Origin of the sequence: Bifidobacterium sp. 7101 (assembly GCF_000499285.1) — a bacterium.
GTDB lineage: Bacteria > Actinomycetota > Actinomycetes > Actinomycetales > Bifidobacteriaceae > Bombiscardovia > Bombiscardovia apis_A.
Window position 1 is genome coordinate 243,311 of the sequence record NZ_AWUN01000001.1, and the last position, 16,249, is coordinate 259,559.

A 16,249-nucleotide genomic window follows, 5' to 3' on the forward strand; every position below is an offset into this window, starting at 1 on the left:
TCAATTTGAAGGCTGGTCCAGAGGTCTCGGATGCGTTTTCCGAGTGTCCCAGCCCAGGTCTTCCAAGAGACGGTGGTCATGCTTATCCAGGGTTGAGCAGTCCAATCGGGCGATAAGGTCGGGACGGATCCGACTGGTTCGCCTGATGGCCTCATCGCGCCGGAACCTGTCCACCTTTCCGTGGTCACCGCTGGTCAGTATTTCGGGCACGGCCATACCCCGCCAGGTGGTGGGGCGTGTGTACTGGCGATACTCCAGCAGCGGCTCATCCCCTGTGTAGGACTCTTGTACGATGGATTCAGGATTACCCATGAAGCCGGGCAGGAGCCGGGTGATGGCCTCCAGCATGACCGAGACTGCTACCTCGCCCCCATTGAGCACGTAGTCGCCGATGGAGTACTCCCGGACATCGAACCCTTGATTCCGGTAGTAGTCGGGGATGCGTGCGTCATAGCCTTCGTAGCGGCCACAGCCGAATATCAGTCTCTTCGCCTCTGACAGCTCTGTTGCATCGGCCTGGGTGAACAGGGGGGCTGATGGGTTGGGGAAGATCAGGACTGGTCCGGCCGCGCCGGCCTCGTGGCTGTCTGCAGATGAACCTTCCTCGGATGCTATGTCGTAGCTTTTGGCGCCGGAACTCTTCGTTGCCTCTTTTTCTTCTTCAGTATCGGTAGTGTCGGCTGTCTGGTCTGGGGTGGGTTGCTGCAGACTCGATCCGTCTGGCAAGCCCAGCAGATCGTCCAGGCATTGGCCCCAGACTTCGGGTTTCATGACCATGCCGGCTCCTCCGCCCACCGGAGTGTCATCCACCGAGTGATGCACGTCATGGGTCCAATCGCGCAGATTGTGGGCACGGATGGTTACCAGGCCTTTCTCCTGGGCTTTGCCCAGCAGACTGAGTCCAGTTACGTCAAAATACTCGGGGAAGACGGAGACGATATCGATTTGCATGTCACCAACTCTACCCAAGCTTGTTCGGGTCGGGATTGGGCACGGATTGGCGCATCTTTAAGTTCGCCTAAAGGTTGATTACGTGGCGAGCTTCATTTCCAACGAGTCTGTCAGATTGATGGCTGCTGTGCAGCAACCGTTCGAATATGGTCTGCTCAGTGGGGCTATATCGTCGCCTTGTATTTGTCGTCATGAGGATTCGTGACAGCGTGACGGTGAAAAGACAAAGCAAATCTGCATTTATTCTGACTTGATAGATTAATTTTATGGCAGTAAACTCAAACTCAGATAGTAAAATAAAATAATGCTCCAAATATCAAACACAAACGCGCGTTTTAAGGAGACTCCTTGGAAAAACTTGAGCTCATTCGTCAGAACCTCATTCCAATCAATGATGCCCTTCCAACATTGTTACCGCAGGCCAGGCTTCGCTCACTGTCGGCCATGAACACGCTTGGCACTCCTCGAATCGAGTATCCGAAGCTCTATGCAGACAACTTCAATGCAACGCTCCGCGCAGAAATCGCAGATGAGCCAATCGACGGCTGGAAACTTACGAAGTCCACCTCTTGTCTTCATCTGCGCAATATCAGTTCAGGCCTCAAGCTTCGATTCCTCAAGAAGTTCAAATTCGAGGGAAGTGTTCCTCCAGCCGGAACGAACTTACGGCGTAGGGAGGCATGGGTGCAACCAGCCATGTTCGACCAGGAGCTTTCCGGCAAGAAGCCGCTGAGCAACTCAGAAATTGTCTTGGTTTGGACTGAAGCAAACGGCATTTTTCATTGTTCCGCCTACCAACCTACTGGAACCGGCCGGTTTCCTAAGGGCGCTCCCTGCATCGCTCTCATGGTTCTTCAGATGGGTGAAGGTTTCAACGGTATGGCATTTAACGGTGATGACGAAGAAAACGAGCTGTTGGTCCCACGCTCAAATACAATTGTCCAAGAAGAAAAGGAAGAGACGAACGGATGAATGAGTTCAACCCCACGCGCATTGAGCTTGCTCGGAAGTATCGGGGTTGGACCAAAAAAGAGCTTGCCGAGCATTCTGGCATGACCCCGACCTACATTGGCATTCTGGTTGGCAATCCGACTGCGAATCTTACGGAATCAAGCATTGAAAAGATAGCCTATGCGACAAGCCTTCCATTGTCTTTCTTTATGCTGCGCGAGCCAGGTCTTGACTGGAATCGTCTAGCCTTTCGCCGCAAGAAAAGGATCACACTGAATCTCAGTAACCGCATCTGCGCGGAGTTCGAAATGTTGACGGACATGGTCTCCAGGGTGAGTTCGATGTCAAATGTGCCGGATGATACGGCTTCCTGGCTTGATGAGATTGCGCCTACCTTGGACCCGCAGGCACAGGGAGTCCGCGACATCGCGGCCAACACGCGTGCGATACTGGGTCTGCCTTCCACGGGAGCGGTGCGCAACATGATTCGAATCGTGGAACGTAAAGGAGTGATCATTGCGCCGCTGACGACGAAGGTGGCTGATTCAGTCAGTGATGGAGTTACTTACCCAGGCACGGCTCTTATAGGCTATTTTCCAGAAAACAAGTCTGGCGACCGGCTCAGATTTACTATTGCTCATGAGCTGGGTCATCTGGTGCTGCACCGGTACCGCCGTCCCAAGGATGTGTCCTTAATGGAGAGGGAGGCTAACGAGTTCGCTGGTGAATTCCTTCTTCCTGAGTCTGACGCACGAGCGGTCATCAGCCCGAGCATGATGCTCGAGGACTACCTGTACGTAAAGTCCGGGTGGGGAATTTCCGTTGGTGCAGCTGTGCGCAGAGCTTTCGATTTGGGCCTGATCGATGGGGACAAATACAAATCCCTATACGTTCGCATGGCGCAGCGTCACTGGATAAAGCATGAGCCCGTAGAGGTCAAGACGGAGCATCCGGTGCGTCTTGCTCAAATGATTGGCCGTGCGTTTGGCGGTCTGGACGATACCGGTCGTTCTACGGTGCCCAGGGATGGGATTGAGGGATTCCTTGGCATTCCTTTTGAACTGGCGAATCATTGGTGTGACGACAGGCTGACGGAAAAGGCGGCGAGCTGGACGATCATGAGATAGGCTAAAGCAGCTACTAGGAACATCTCCATGAAGACCAAATTTGTCGGCGAAATATTCGGGAAGAACTTTCATACGGGTAATGTCAAGTCAAAAAGAATCTCAAAGGGTCCTTTGTCGACGGAACAGAAAAAGTATGATTGGAACCGCGAGGGCTAGATTCGTCCAGAATTATTGCAGGCGTGGCGAAGTTTGGAAAATCAACGGACGGGTAGCTTAGTCTGGTCGATGATGAATGTAAGTTGTTCGAAACCGCGTCAGTGCAAAGAGCAAATCTCAATGTTATCAACTTTCCCAAGCCTGTTCGGGTAAGGCGTGCGCACCAGGATAGGTATGCCTGCTGGTGCTACACTGTCTGGGTCTACAAGTCGCGTATGAATCCGGCTTGGAAGATGTCATCAACGCAGCCAGAGAGCTATAACCGTTGCGCAAACAGCAATGAGAGCGGCATCGGATGATGCCATGCCGTACGGATCCGTGGAGATGGCTATGTGAACAGTCTGATGCGTGAGGAGCGGACGGTCCATGGTCGACCATGTTGATAAGAGAACAAAACTGCTGATTACCGGCACTGCCGGGCTCGCCTTCTGCGGGGTACTTTTGGAGACCTCGCTCAACGTCACTTTTCCGGAGATGACCCGGTACTTCAAAACCGGGCTGGGCACGGTTCAATGGCTGACTACCGGCTATCTGCTCGTGGTGGCCTTGACGGTTCTGGCTGCCGCCTGGCTGGAACATTCATTCACTACCCGCGCATTGATTCTGACCAGCGTGGGAATATTCCTGGGCAGCGATCTGATGTGCATCCTCGCTCCCTGCTTTCCCGTTCTTATGACGGGGCGCCTCCTGCAGGGCGTCAGCACTGGTATCGCTCTTCCCCTGGTGTTTTCGTTGATCATGAAAAAGGTTCCTCTCCACATCCAGGGTCGTTACGTGGGCAGCGCCGGCATGGCGGTGGCCCTGGCACCCTCCCTGGGTCCGACCTTTGGTGGAGCTGTCATCCAGGCCCTTTCCTGGCGAGACATCTTCCTGATCGTGTTGCCCATCGAGTTGGTCTTCGGAATCATCGCACTCATCGCAGCTGACAAGGAGAGCGCCCATGTCGGCCCCTTCGCCTGGCTTCAGTCCCTTCTTCTGGGTGTCTTTCTGACCGGGCTGACCCTGGGGCTGAGCACCTTGGATGTTCATGGGCCTATTACCTGGCTGTCCCTGTTCATCGGTGTTCTGGCCCTTGCTGCAGGAGTCTGGACCCTTGCGCATCAGCGCACCAGGCTGATCAACATCGCAGTCTTCCGGAGCCGTACCTTCACTCTGGCCCTGATTCTCTACTTCCTGGTCCAGTTCGTCCAGATCGGCCTGACATTTATCCTGCCCAACATGGCCCAGTCCGTCCTGGGGGAGACCTCCACCGTGGCTGGCCTGCTTCTGTTGCCGGGGAGCCTGCTCTCGGCCCTCTGTCAGCCCATAACAGGCGGCTACCTGGATGGCCATGGTCTGCGTGGACTGCTGGCGGTGGGAAGCACTGCCTTCTTCCTCTCGGCCTTAGGCTTCCTGGTCCTCAGCCGGCACTTGTCCGTTCCGCTGATGATTCTTCTCTACGCCTGCTACATGGTTGGTCAGGCCTGCGTCTTCAACAACCTGCTCACGGTTGGGCTGCAGCATATCCCAGCCAAACTGGTGCCTGACGGTAATGCGCTCTTCAACACCCTTCAGCAGTATTCAGGTGCCGCCTCGACCGGCGTTCTGGCCGCCATAATCATGGGCATGCCCAAGGCCCGAGGGGTTCATGCCGGGGCTCAGGCCTTCCAGTTCGGAGCCGTTTGGGCTTTCATCTTCGTCTTTCTCATCGTCCTGGTCATCCTCCTGGTGGCCTGGTTCCTGGAGCGCAGCCTGGCCAGCCAGGATAAGGGCGAGATTCAGGTGGTATGACCTCTGATCCCCTCTGAAAGGCTAGTGGTTTTAATTCAGCAATGAGATGCCGACCCAGACGGCCCAACCTAGTGCAAGGACCAGGTAGGGCCACCAGTGCATGCGGGTGATGGCCACGAACTCCCGGATGAAGGCAGTCGGCCAGTAGTAGCCCTTGGTGTGTGAGCCGATCCCGTCGGCATTCAGCCCTACCTTGCTGGCGTATTCGCTGGCCCGGAAGACGTGGTAGTCGCTGGTGACCAGGGCCACCCGGTAATGTTCGGGCCCGGTGCCCATCTCGTAGCGGTCATCCAGGATTTGCTTGGAGTAGCGCAGGTTCTCCAGAGTTGTAGTCGACCGGTCCTCCATGATGATGGCCTCGGCTGGCACCCCACAGGAGTTGCGTAAATACTGAGCCATGGCCCTTGCCTCGCTGATAGCCTCGTCTGGGCCCTGCCCGCCTGAGACCACAAAGCGCCCGTTTCGTCCCTGTCGCTTCCAGAGGTCTACGGCCTTGTCCAGCCGTCCCCGGAGCAGAGGCGTGGGCTCTTCGCCGCGCAAACCGGCTCCATGGATGATGATGTAGTCGTAGCGACGCTTGCGGGGCAGCATCCTGTAAAAGTTGGAATAGAGCAGCAGGGCCAGGAAGGAGAAGAAGAACCAGGTGGCTTCCAGGTCGATCAGCCCGGCCAGCTTTTGCAGCCATGAGGGGGCGCCAAACCCTGCCAGGAGGGGCGAAAGAATCATGTAGGCCACGACGGCCAGCGCCAGCAGTCCGGGCAGCAGAGTGGTCAGGGAGACACCCTCGTGCCGGATGACGATAACGGTGTTGGCCAGCAGGAAGCAAATCACCAGCAGTGGGGCGAGGATGAGCAGGATGACCAGGGGCAGGATCAGCCAGCGCATCCCGAACTGCAGAAGCAGTGCTCCCCCCAGGGTCAGCAGCAGGAGCAGGAGCCAGATGGCATTGCGGAACTGCCGTGGCTCCTTGTGCAGGTCCCAGAGGAAGAGCAGGCCGAAGATGATGGCGGGTGCATAGAGCAGGAGGAGTTGCAGGTGGTTGGACATGCGCCGATTGCCCCTTTCACGAGAATGGCCGCGCAGGGTCTGACTCCACTGTAGCGAATCGGCCAGTCACCTCCGACCCTTGACATGCCCAAGATTCCCAGACCGCCGTGGTAGCATAGATGTGGTAAATCTCACACGTTCAAAAGCTGAGGGTGGGCGATTCCCGACGGTGCGAATTCCCGGTAGAGACCATGATAATGATGGGTCCTTTCAAGGATTGCGCATCGGTGTCCGCATGGACGTGGTCGGTCGCAAGGCAGCGATGCGTTGGAAGGATTAGGGGTTCAAGTGATGTTGGGTTTCTCCGCAATCCGGAAATTGTTCGGACCTGGCGTGCAAGGTTGTAGAGAGGTGCGGTAATGAAAGTAGTAATATTCTCCACCTGTGTGGTGGACCTCATGTTTCCGAACGTGGGGAAGGCCATGGTGGAGGTGCTGGAGCGGTTCGGCTGCGACACCTATCTACCCAAGGAACAGATCTGCTGCGCCCAGCCCACTTTCAACAGCGGGTATGTCAAAGAGAGCATGCAGGTCATGCGCAATGAGGTCGACGCCCTGCTGAGCGTGGATGCCGACTACATCGTGGGTCCGGCAGGCTCCTGCGTGAATATGCTCAAGGAGCTGCCCTTCCATTTGCGGGCTGACCCTGTTTATGCGGCCAAGGCACAGACCATGGCTGACAAGACTTATGAGTTCTCACAGTTCCTCTATCGGGTGCTGGGTGTGCTTGATGCCGGTGCCGAACTCGACGCTGTGGCCACCTACCACCGCTCCTGCCACATGACCCGGCTGCTGGGGGAGAGGACCAGCCCATTCGTTCTGTTGGGTCACGTCAAGGGCCTGACCATGGTCCCCTTGCCCCACATCGAGAACTGCTGCGGGTTCGGCGGCATGTTCTCCATGAAGGAGCCTGAGATCTCCAAGCAGATGGTGGACGAGAAAGTCAATGACGTGCTCAGCACCAAGGCCAGCGTCCTCATCTCCTGCGATCCAGGCTGCCTGATGAACATCGGTGGCCGCTTCAACCGGCGTGGTGAGAAGATCACCATCATGCACCTGGCCGAGGTGCTCAATCACAACGTGGACATGAGCCGCGTCAAGTATGTGGAAGGCCGCTCTGCTGGCGATGGGGCCGTGAGTTCCGTCAGGGCTGCCAAGGAAGAGGGGGCTCTGGTATGAGCAGCATGGTCAATGGCAAGAAGGCCGCGCAGTATCTGCGGACCAGCAAGGCTCCCTTCCTGACCAGGGTCAAAGAGTCCGAGCAGGACAAATTCGCCCAACAGGCCGTGGCCAAGGCCCAGGATGCCCAGTGGGTCAAGCGTGAGGCCGCCCGCCAGGAACTGGGCAACTGGGAACAGTGGCGGGACCTGGGCGAGCAGATTCGCCAGCACGTCATCCGCTACCTGCCTGACTACCTGGAGGAGTTCTCCGACAACGTGGAGAAGCGCGGTGGCCATGTCTTCTTCGCCCAGACCGACGACGAGGCTGCCCAGTACATCAAGCAGATCGCCATTGAGAAGAAGGCCAAGCACGTCGTCAAGAGCAAGTCCATGGTGACCAGTGAGATCAACCTGGACCCCACGTTGATGACTGTGCCCGGCCTGGAGGTGTTGGAAACCGATCTGGCCGAGTTCATCCTGGAGGAGGACGACTGGGACCAGCCCACGCATCTGGTCTTCCCCGCCCTGCACAAGAACCGGGAGCAGGTTCGTCAGGTTTTCGAGAAGAAGCTGGGTTACAAGGGCGACAACGACCCTCAGCACATGGCTCGGTTCTCGCGCAAGGTTCTGCGCAAGCACTTCCTCGAGGCCGACATGGGCATCACCGGCTGCAACTTCGCCGTGGCTGACACGGGCATGATCAACCTGGTGACCAACGAGGGCAACGCCGACCTGGCCATGTGCATCCCCAAGACCCAGGTGGTGGTCATGGGCATGGAGCGCCTGGTGCCGACCATGAAGGAGGCCGAGACCATGGACAACATGCTGGCCCGGTCCGCTGTCGGCCAGAAGCTGACCTCCTACCTGACCTACACTGCGCCACGCACCGGTCAGGAGTCTGACGGACCGGACGATTTCTATGTGGTCATTCTGGACAACGGCCGCTCCAACGCTCTGGGAACGGTCTTCGAGCCCATCCTCCAGTGCATTCGTTGCGCCTCCTGCCTGAACGTCTGCCCCATTTACCGGCACATCGGCGGTCACGGCTATGGATCCATCTATCCCGGTCCCGTGGGCTCGGTGCTCTCGCCGGTGCTGGACGGAGGCTACGACGACTTCGGAGACCTGCCCTATGCCTGCAGCCTGTGCGCGGCATGCACGGCCACCTGTCCGGTCAAGATTCCTCTGCATCAGCTCATGATCGAGCACAGGCGGATCATGATGGATGACCAGTCCCAGGCCAATCTGATCGACGACACGGTCATGAGGGTCATGGGCCTGGGAACCGGCCACTCCTCGCTCTTCCGCACTGCCCTGGGGGTGGATCACACCATGCTGACGCCCATATCCAAGAAGCAGCCGGAGACGGCCAAGAACCTCTTCGCCAGCGATCGGCATGTGGAATGGATGCCCTTCGTCTTCGGCGGATGGACCAAGGTGCGCGATCTGCCGGATCCGCCCAAGCACGGGCAGAACTTCCGCAGTTGGTTCGCTCATCACAAGAAGGAGCAGCAGGCATGACCGATCGTGAGGTATTCCTGGACTATTTGGCCAAAAAGAGCGGTCGGCCCCGTCACCAGCTCGAGGATCATCCTCTGGTGCCGGTCAACGATCTGCCGGAGTCCACTCTGTCCGGTCACACCCAGGATGAGTTGCTGGAGATCGCCCGGAAGAGCAGCGAGGCTGTCCACGTGGACTTCCGCACCTGCACCAAGGCCGGGCTGCCTACTGCATTGGACGAGTTCATCGATTCGCGTAAGGACGACAGCGACCATGTGATGCTGCCCACCTCCGACCTGTTCGCAGACTTCGGTCTGGAGGAGTGGAGGGACGGTCTGAACCCTCCGGCTACTTTCTGGAAGCCGGGAGCCAGCCGCGAGGAGAATATCAAGACCGCCGACGAGTCCGGAACGGCCATCGCCTTTGCGGACTTCCTGCTGGCGGAGTCAGGCACCATCACCGTGGCCACCACCCCGGGTCAGGGTCGTGCCTTCCACTTCCTGCCGGTGCACTATCTAAGCATCATCCGCAAGTCGAAGATCCTGCCCCGAACCCGGCAGGCCATGGACTACTATGATCCGGCACTGGTTTCGGGCGAGCTCAAGACCTCCAACATCAACTTCATCACCGGTCCCTCCAACACGGGCGACATCGAGATGGTGATCGTGGTGGGTGTGCATGGTCCCCTGGATATGACATATTTGGTTGTTGAAGACATGTAGCTCAATTAGATTTCCTGCTCAGGCAGGCGCATTTCCCGTAAGTGGGGAGTCAGCAGCTCGAAGAAAGACGCCGACTCCCCACTTACGTTTCTGCTGAAAGACAGGTTCAGCCCAGCCCGGGCAGAAGTCCTCCAGGTGGATCAATGGCCACGTACCCGTTTTCAATGTCAACCTGAGGCACCAGGGCTTCGACGAAGGGTATCAGCCCTTCCGCCTCTTCGTCGTTTTCTGTGGTGGTCATGCGGATCTGCAGCTGCTGCTGGGCTACGCCGTCCAGTACCTCGCTGACCTGGCCGACCACTCGTCCGGACGGTTCACCTAGTGAGTTGCCCGGGGCCATGCGAACCTCGAGTCCGATCAAATCCTCGGGATACCAGGCGTCCTCCTGTGCCAGCTCCTCGGCTGAATCAGCCTGGACATACAGTTCGATGCCATTCAGTGCTTCGGAGGCGTTCCGGTTTTCCACTCCTTTGAAGAGGACGATCCAACGCTGTTTGAAGCGGCGGGAGGAGACCACCGTGAAAAACTGTCCGTCCTTGGTCTGCAACCGGGAGCCGGGGGAGAAGCGCCGATCAGGCTCGTCGGTGTAGACATATACGTTGACCTCGCCCTTGAGTCCCTGAGCGCGGCCGATACGGCAGACCCTCAGCAACCTTCGCTGCTGAGGGTCCGGACCCTGCGGGTCGTGATTGGTGGACCGGCTGGGGCTCACCGGCGCACGTCCATGATATCGACGCGCACCTTGTGGTCGGCCAGCGCCTGGATCACGGTGCGGATGGCGTTGGCGGTCCTGCCGCCCCTGCCGATCACGCGACCGATGTCCTCGGGGTTGACCCGCACCCGCAACAACTCTCCGCGAGAGTTCTCGTGGGACTTGACCGACACGTCATCGGGGAAGTCCACGATGTTCCTGATCAGGTGCTCAACAGCCTGTGCAAGCATGATAGCCGGTCCTTCCAATCCTTAAGTGAATGTGCCTTACTCAGCTGCCTGCTCGGCCTGGGCGGCATCCGCCGACTCATCGGCCTTGGGGGCTTCCTTCTCCGCCTCAGCCTTGGCCTTGGCGTCAGCCTCGGACTTGGCGGCCTTGAGCTTCTGGGCTTCGTTCTGTGCCTGCTCGATGCGGGCCTGGGCATCGACCTCGGCCTGCGGCACCTTAAGGGTGCCTTCCTTGCCGGGCAGATCCTTGAACTTCTGCCAGTCGCCGGTAATCTTCAGAAGGTTGAAGACAGGGTCGCTGGGCTGAGCGCCCACACCCAGCCAGTACTGGGCGCGCTCTGAGTCGATCTTGATTGAAGAGGGCTGGGTGTTGGGATCGTAGGTGCCGATCTCCTCAATGACCTTGCCATCGCGCTTCTTGCGGGAATCGACCACGACCACGCGGTAGAAGGGGTAGAACTTCTTGCCCATTCTCTTCAGACGAATTCTGGTTGCCAAAACGGCTCTCCTTGGTACTTGGTGTGCCCGGCGGCGTCTCCATGTGGGGCATGGTGGCACTCCTGGCGTGTTCCTCACGACCGTCGGAATGAGAGGGCTCCTCCGGACATGAATAACAGCAAAAGTATACCTCAACCGTGGGATATGGCGGGTGGTGGGCCTGTACGGTGAGTGAGACGGGCTACCAGAGCGCGGTGGTCGCTGCCTGGAATCCGCAGGGCATGCATGGATTGCGGGACCAGGTCGCCGTCCGTCAGAATATGGTCGATTTCAATCAATGGGGGCAATGCGCTTGCGGAGGGGAAAGTCGGATGGCTGCCGGCTTTCAGGTGCAAAGAAGCGTCATGCAGCCCGGATTCAGCCAGCATGGCCCGGAAAGTCGGATGCTGCAGGGTGGCGTTGCAATCGCCCATAACGATGGTGGGTACGGGCGGATGGGTAAGCCTGGCCAGGGCAGCGATGCCCATGCCCCACTGTCTGGCTCCTCGTTGGGGTGATTTGGGATGGACGCTGGCCACTCGAATCGGTCCAGAGCTAGTCTCGAGCTCAATCAGGGGTACCGCAGCCGCCGGAAGGTCCAGGACTGACGGGGAGGCTTTGACGGGTTGGTGGGCCGAGAAGATAGCGTTATAGCCGCCGTTGTCGTCAGGGCTCGCAGTTCCCTGTGTCAGGTAGGGCAGGAGCTGATTCAGGCCCGCAGCCTGAAGCGACTCCAGCAGCTTCCCTTTTACCTCCTGCAAGGCCAGCACTTCAATTCCATAGGCCTGCACGCAACGCACGACTTTTTCAGGATCAGCCCTGCCAAAGCGACAGTTTAGAGTCATGACGTTCAGTCCATGCTCGGAAGATGATTGACAGGTCCGGTCTGCTGGAGGAGGCAGCCGGTAGCTTAGGCGCTGCCAGCTGACCAGAGTGAGTTCGATCAGAGCCAGCAGGCATTGGGGCCAGGCGCGTGCCAAGACCGTCCATATCAGTATGGCCAACAGGGGAGCGGTCAGTAGGTCGATCAGGGCGATCAGCTCCACCAGAGGACGGTGCCAGTCAGCTCCGGCAGGCAGGAAGCGCAGGGTCATCCATAAGGCGATGAGCCCCAGGAGAATCCAGAGAAGGGTGTTCACGTGCCATTGTCTCCTGCAGGAGGAAGGGGGTCAGCGTCCGCCGAAGAGACCGCCCAGTCCGCCGCCCAGGTTGGGGGGCAGGTCCGGCAGGCCCTCGGGCATCTGCGGAGTTTCGGGGCGTTTGGCGAAGGCCGAACCGCCGGAGGATTTGCCCTTGCCGGACAGGCGCTCACGTAGAGCCTTCTCTTCGGCCTCCCGCTTCATGGGATTGCCTGAACGGGAACCCTTGCGGCCTTTCTTGCCCTTTTTGCCCTTCTTGCCGCCGCCAGCACCCATGCCGCCCATGCCGGGGATCGAACGGCTGCCGTTGGTCATCCGCTTCATCATCTTGGCCGCCTGCTCGAACCGCTGCAGCAGGCCGTTGACAGCCGAGACCGTAGTGCCGGCGCCATAGGCGATCCGGGCCCGCCGTGAGCCGTCGATGATGCTGGGGTCGCGTCGTTCCTGGGGAGTCATCGACTGGATGATGGCCTGGGTCCGGTCTACCTCCTTTTCATCGAACTGTTCAAGCTCCTTGCGGTGCTGGGCCATGCCTGGAATCATCCCCAGGATGCTCTTGAAGGAACCCAGCTTGCGGACCTGCTGGAGTTGCTCCAGAAAGTCGTCCAGGCCGAAGCTGCCCTCGGACATCTTCCCGGCGGCCTTGCGGGCCTCCTCCTCGTCGAACTGGCGCTGGGCCTGCTCGATCAGGGTCAGAATGTCGCCCATGTCCAGAATGCGGGAGGCCATCCGGTCGGGGTGGAAGACCTCGAAGTCCTTGAGGCCCTCGCCGTTGGAATCGAAGAGGATGGGCTTGCCTGTCACCGAAGCCACCGACAGGGCCGCGCCACCGCGGGCATCGCCGTCCAGTTTGGACAGGACCACGCCGGTGAAGTCCACGCCCTGGTCGAAGGCCTTGGCTGTGGCGACCGCGTCCTGGCCGATCATGGCATCGATGACGAAGAGGATCTCGTCGGGGTGGACGGCGTCGCGGATATTGCGGGCCTGCTCCATCAGCTCCTGATCCACGCCCAATCGACCGGCCGTATCAATGATGACCACGTCGTAGAGCTTGTCCTTGGCCACCCTGATTGAGTCAGCCGCCACCTTGACGGGATCGCCCGTGACCTGACCGGGGGCTGCCAGTTCGGATCCGCTGGTCTGCACGCCTGGCTCGGGTGCGTATACCGGCACTTCGGCGCGCTCGCCCACCACCTGGAGCTGGGTGACCGCGTTGGGCCGCTGCAGGTCGGCCGCCACCAACAGGGGGGTGTGCCCGGCATCCTTGAGCCAGTAACCCAGCTTCCCGGCCAGCGTGGTCTTGCCTGCACCCTGCAGGCCGGCCAGCATGATGACTGTGGGCGGGTTCTTGGCGAAATTGAGCGGTCGATCCACTCCCGCGCCCAGGATGCTGGTCAGCTCGTCGTAGACGATGGAGACCACCTGCTGGGCCGGGTTCAAAGCCTTGGAGACCTCTTCGCCCAGGGCGCGTTCCCGGATGCGTCCGGTAAAGGAGCGCACCACGTCCAGGGAGACATCAGCATCCAGGAGGGCGCGGCGGATCTCGCGGATTGTGCCGTCGATGTCGGCCTCGGTCAGCTTCCCTTTGGAGCGCAGATGGGTGAAGGCCTGGGAGAGCCGATCGGTCAAAGATGAAAATGCTGCCATAATGCCCCAAGTCTACCTGTCAGCCGGGAGATTGGCTCTGGTTTCAGCAATGCCTGTGCCCAGGGTTTGCCTGACATTGACTGATAGCGTCAGCGGCGTTTACCCTCATTGAAAGGCAACAGAACGATAATGCAGGTCGATGCCTTGTTCGTCGGAAATTGTCTTCGCAACGTTGCAAAGCGCATATCCTGCTCGTGTTAATTGAATGACTATACCGGTTTCTTGCCCAATTGTTCCTGATATGAAACGACGATTTTGTTCGATAACAAGGGGCGTGTTACCCTAAATTTGCAACGTTGCAAATTAGTATGAACCGGTCGGTCCGGCTCGCTGGGCGTCGATGTTTGATGCCCGGGGGCCGACGGGTTCAGAAGAAACGATGCAGGGTTGCCGGCATACGGGTGTGCCGGTCCCATCGAGAGGAGCAAGAGGGATTGTGAGTGTCTTCAAGGAAGAAAGACACGGGGGAGGTGGAACCCACATGCCCCTATTCGCACGACGGTGGCTCAGGCTATTGCTGAGTCTGGCGGCCATATGTGGCATGGTGGTCTCGACCGCAGGCTGTGGCGGCGCGGATCAATCCGCCAAGGAGATCTACTTCTGGAATGGTTTGACCGGCGATGACGGCCCGGCCATGCAGAAAATCATCAAGGCCTTCAATGCACAGAGCCCCGAGTACAAGGTGGTCTTCCAGCCCATGAACGGCGGAGATCTGACCACCAAGATCTACAGCGTCATGCAGACCGGGAAGAACATCCCCGATCTGGTCATCAACGACTCGTTCTCCACTTCGGTTCTGCAGAGCCAAGGGTTGCTCAACCCATCGTCGGTGTGGACCAAGTACCATCCGGAGCTCAAGAAGTCGAACTTCCTGCCGCAGGCCTGGCAGAACACTGTGGTCAAGGGCAAGTCCTACGGCATTCCCCTGTACATGTTCCAGATGGCCATCTATTACAACAAGGATCTGATTCACAAGTACGGCCTGGACTACATCCTGGACGACCGGCTGGTCACCACTGATGAGATCGCCTCCATGAAGGGCAAGCTGCCCAAGGATGTCTATGGGCTCTGCCTGGGCAACCTGCCCTGGGCTATGATGTCCCTGCTCTACAGCACCGGTGGCAACATCGAGGATGGCGTCAAGGACATGACCGGTCCAGGCTGGCGCAAGCCGCTCAAGGCACTGCGCGACCTCAACGACCAGGGCATGCTCTCGCCCATCGACAGCGACGGCGAGCAGGTCTTCGCCTCTGGGCATGCGGTCTTCGGCATGCTGGGCACCTGGGCGCAGGGCAACATGTCCTCCACCCTGGGCAAGGACAAGGTTGGCGAGATCAACACCCTCCAGTACGGTACCGAGCACCCCTCCAACTTCCTATACCAGCAGAACTGGCTCCAGCTCAAGGACAAGAACCGGCCCGAGGCCAAGGTCAAAGCGGCCGCAGACTTCGTGGACTTCGTCTACAAGCATTGGATGATGTGGTCGGACGTGGGATCCATATCGCCGGCCTATCGTGACCTGAACAATCCGAAATATCAGAAGCTCATCCAGGCATCCTTCACCAACGACAAGCGTGAACGGCAATGGATCAAGACATCCAACTACATCTATGGCGGCTATGCGACAGCCGGGTGGGGGTCCTTCATGGACATCGTCTATCGGAACATCTCCCTGGAGGAAGGTCTGAAGACGCTTGATCTGATGACCCAGGGCCAGATCCAGATTCAGGAGCAATCATGAGCGCACACGGCACAACCGCAGTTATGGATGGACGGGGCAAGCGTCGTCCGCTGGGACAGAAGTCCTTCTGGCACGCCTTCCCCTACATCGCACCGCACATGGTGGTCTTCGCCATCTTCGGAGTCATCCCGATCTTCTTCGGCATCTACCTGGCTTTCACCAGGTGGAACCTGGTCGGTTCCCCCACTTGGGTCGGCCTGGACAACTTCAAGCTGATCTTCGACAAGTCCACCTACTTCTACTCCATCTTCTGGAGGGACATGTGGCATACGATCATCTTCGTGCTGATCAGCGTGCCACTGACCATCATCGTCCCCCTGCTGCTGGCATGGGCCCTGCAGACCAAGCACCTGAAAGGCGTGGGGCTTTTCCAGGCCATCTTCTACGTGCCCGGTCTGATCTCCGTGGCCGCAGGAGCCCTGGTCTGGCGGCTGGTCTTCAATTCCCAGTTCGGCCTGCTCAACACCACTTTCCGGTGGGACATCAACTGGCTGGGCAAGCAGCCTTGGGCCTGGATCGCCATCTTCGTCCTCAGCCTCTGGGGAGGTATCGGTGGCAACCTGATCATCTACCGGTCGGCCCTGTCCGGGGTAAGCCAGGATCTGTACGAGGCGGCCTCGGTGGACGGCGCCGGACCCATCCGGCAGTTCTTCAGCATCACCCTGCCAGCAATCAAGCTGCCACTCTTCTATACGACCATCATGACCACGGGCGGTGCCTTCAACGTCTGGGGTCAGCCGCAGATGCTGACCGGCGGCGGTCCTGCATACACCTCGCAGGTGCTGCTGATGGACATCAGGAACCTGGCCTTCCCGCAGGGGCCTTCGGCCGCTGGCATGGCCTCGGCAATGGCCTTGTTGCTGGGGATCATCCTCATGCTGATCTCCCTGGTACAGATATTCTTCATGAACAAGGAGGACTGA

General features: G+C 58.8%; 15 protein-coding genes. 8 read left to right on the forward strand and 7 right to left on the reverse strand.

The window, feature by feature from the left end; all coding sequences use genetic code 11:
* Complete coding sequence (trmD, locus tag P272_RS0100945) at positions 1 to 951, reverse strand: tRNA (guanosine(37)-N1)-methyltransferase TrmD (RefSeq protein WP_029677701.1); 951 nt, start codon at positions 949 to 951, stop codon at positions 1 to 3.
* Between the two features lie 348 nt (positions 952 to 1,299).
* Between trmD and P272_RS0100950 the strand changes: the two genes are divergently transcribed.
* The 3 genes from P272_RS0100950 to P272_RS0100965 all read left to right on the forward strand — a co-directional run bounded on the left by P272_RS0100950 (position 1,300) and on the right by P272_RS0100965 (position 4,955).
* Positions 1,300 to 1,923, forward strand: coding sequence for a hypothetical protein (locus P272_RS0100950; RefSeq protein ID WP_029677702.1), 624 nt, complete (start codon positions 1,300 to 1,302; stop codon positions 1,921 to 1,923).
* Positions 1,920 to 3,029, forward strand: a complete 1,110-nt coding sequence (locus tag P272_RS08785) for a helix-turn-helix domain-containing protein (protein ID WP_052323075.1) — start codon at positions 1,920 to 1,922, stop codon at positions 3,027 to 3,029. The genes P272_RS0100950 and P272_RS08785 overlap by 4 nt, the downstream gene beginning before the upstream one ends.
* Before the next feature lie 522 nt (positions 3,030 to 3,551).
* Positions 3,552 to 4,955, forward strand: a complete 1,404-nt coding sequence (locus P272_RS0100965; RefSeq protein WP_044097624.1) for an MFS transporter — start codon at positions 3,552 to 3,554, stop codon at positions 4,953 to 4,955.
* Positions 4,956 to 4,985: 30 nt separating this feature from the next.
* On the opposite strand, the gene P272_RS0100970 is transcribed toward P272_RS0100965, so the two are convergent.
* On the reverse strand, positions 4,986 to 6,002 hold the full coding sequence (locus tag P272_RS0100970; protein WP_029677705.1) for a YdcF family protein: 1,017 nt from the start codon (positions 6,000 to 6,002) through the stop codon (positions 4,986 to 4,988).
* A 359-nt stretch (positions 6,003 to 6,361) separates the two neighbouring features.
* Here P272_RS0100970 and P272_RS0100975 point away from each other — a divergent pair, with 359 nt between their 5' ends.
* The 3 genes from P272_RS0100975 to P272_RS0100985 are packed head-to-tail and all read left to right on the forward strand — an operon-like array spanning position 6,362 to position 9,383.
* Positions 6,362 to 7,180 carry a (Fe-S)-binding protein gene (locus tag P272_RS0100975; RefSeq protein WP_029677706.1) on the forward strand — a complete coding sequence of 273 codons (819 nt, stop codon included), beginning with the start codon at positions 6,362 to 6,364 and terminating at the stop codon, positions 7,178 to 7,180.
* The gene (locus tag P272_RS0100980; RefSeq protein ID WP_081708976.1) at positions 7,177 to 8,682 is read left to right on the forward strand and encodes a LutB/LldF family L-lactate oxidation iron-sulfur protein; all 1,506 of its coding nucleotides are present in this window, start codon (positions 7,177 to 7,179) and stop codon (positions 8,680 to 8,682) included. The genes P272_RS0100975 and P272_RS0100980 overlap by 4 nt, the downstream gene beginning before the upstream one ends.
* On the forward strand, positions 8,679 to 9,383 hold the full coding sequence (locus tag P272_RS0100985) for a LutC/YkgG family protein (protein ID WP_029677708.1): 705 nt from the start codon (positions 8,679 to 8,681) through the stop codon (positions 9,381 to 9,383). The genes P272_RS0100980 and P272_RS0100985 overlap by 4 nt, the downstream gene beginning before the upstream one ends.
* A 106-nt stretch (positions 9,384 to 9,489) precedes the next feature.
* Here the strand turns inward: P272_RS0100985 and rimM are convergent, their stop codons facing one another.
* From rimM to ffh, 5 genes are all read right to left on the reverse strand, one after another.
* Positions 9,490 to 10,095 carry a ribosome maturation factor RimM gene (gene rimM, locus P272_RS0100990; RefSeq protein ID WP_044097625.1) on the reverse strand — a complete coding sequence of 202 codons (606 nt, stop codon included), beginning with the start codon at positions 10,093 to 10,095 and terminating at the stop codon, positions 9,490 to 9,492.
* Positions 10,092 to 10,325 (reverse strand): RNA-binding protein, encoded by a 234-nt coding sequence (locus P272_RS0100995; RefSeq protein WP_015021362.1) that lies wholly within the window; start codon positions 10,323 to 10,325, stop codon positions 10,092 to 10,094. The genes rimM and P272_RS0100995 overlap by 4 nt, the downstream gene beginning before the upstream one ends.
* A 36-nt stretch (positions 10,326 to 10,361) precedes the next feature.
* On the reverse strand, positions 10,362 to 10,820 hold the full coding sequence (gene rpsP, locus P272_RS0101000) for a 30S ribosomal protein S16 (RefSeq protein ID WP_029677710.1): 459 nt from the start codon (positions 10,818 to 10,820) through the stop codon (positions 10,362 to 10,364).
* Between the two features lie 131 nt (positions 10,821 to 10,951).
* Positions 10,952 to 11,938, reverse strand: a complete 987-nt coding sequence (locus P272_RS0101005; protein ID WP_029677711.1) for an endonuclease/exonuclease/phosphatase family protein — start codon at positions 11,936 to 11,938, stop codon at positions 10,952 to 10,954.
* 30 nt (positions 11,939 to 11,968) lie between these two features.
* The gene (ffh, locus tag P272_RS0101010) at positions 11,969 to 13,585 is read right to left on the reverse strand and encodes a signal recognition particle protein (RefSeq protein WP_029677712.1); all 1,617 of its coding nucleotides are present in this window, start codon (positions 13,583 to 13,585) and stop codon (positions 11,969 to 11,971) included.
* Positions 13,586 to 14,066: 481 nt separating this feature from the next.
* On the opposite strand from ffh, the gene P272_RS0101015 reads away from it, so the two are divergent.
* Entirely contained in the window at positions 14,067 to 15,326 is a 1,260-nt protein-coding gene (locus P272_RS0101015; RefSeq protein ID WP_081708977.1) for an ABC transporter substrate-binding protein, read from the forward strand.
* Positions 15,323 to 16,249, forward strand: a complete 927-nt coding sequence (locus tag P272_RS0101020; RefSeq protein WP_229281630.1) for a carbohydrate ABC transporter permease — start codon at positions 15,323 to 15,325, stop codon at positions 16,247 to 16,249. Before P272_RS0101015 ends, P272_RS0101020 begins: the two co-directional genes overlap by 4 nt.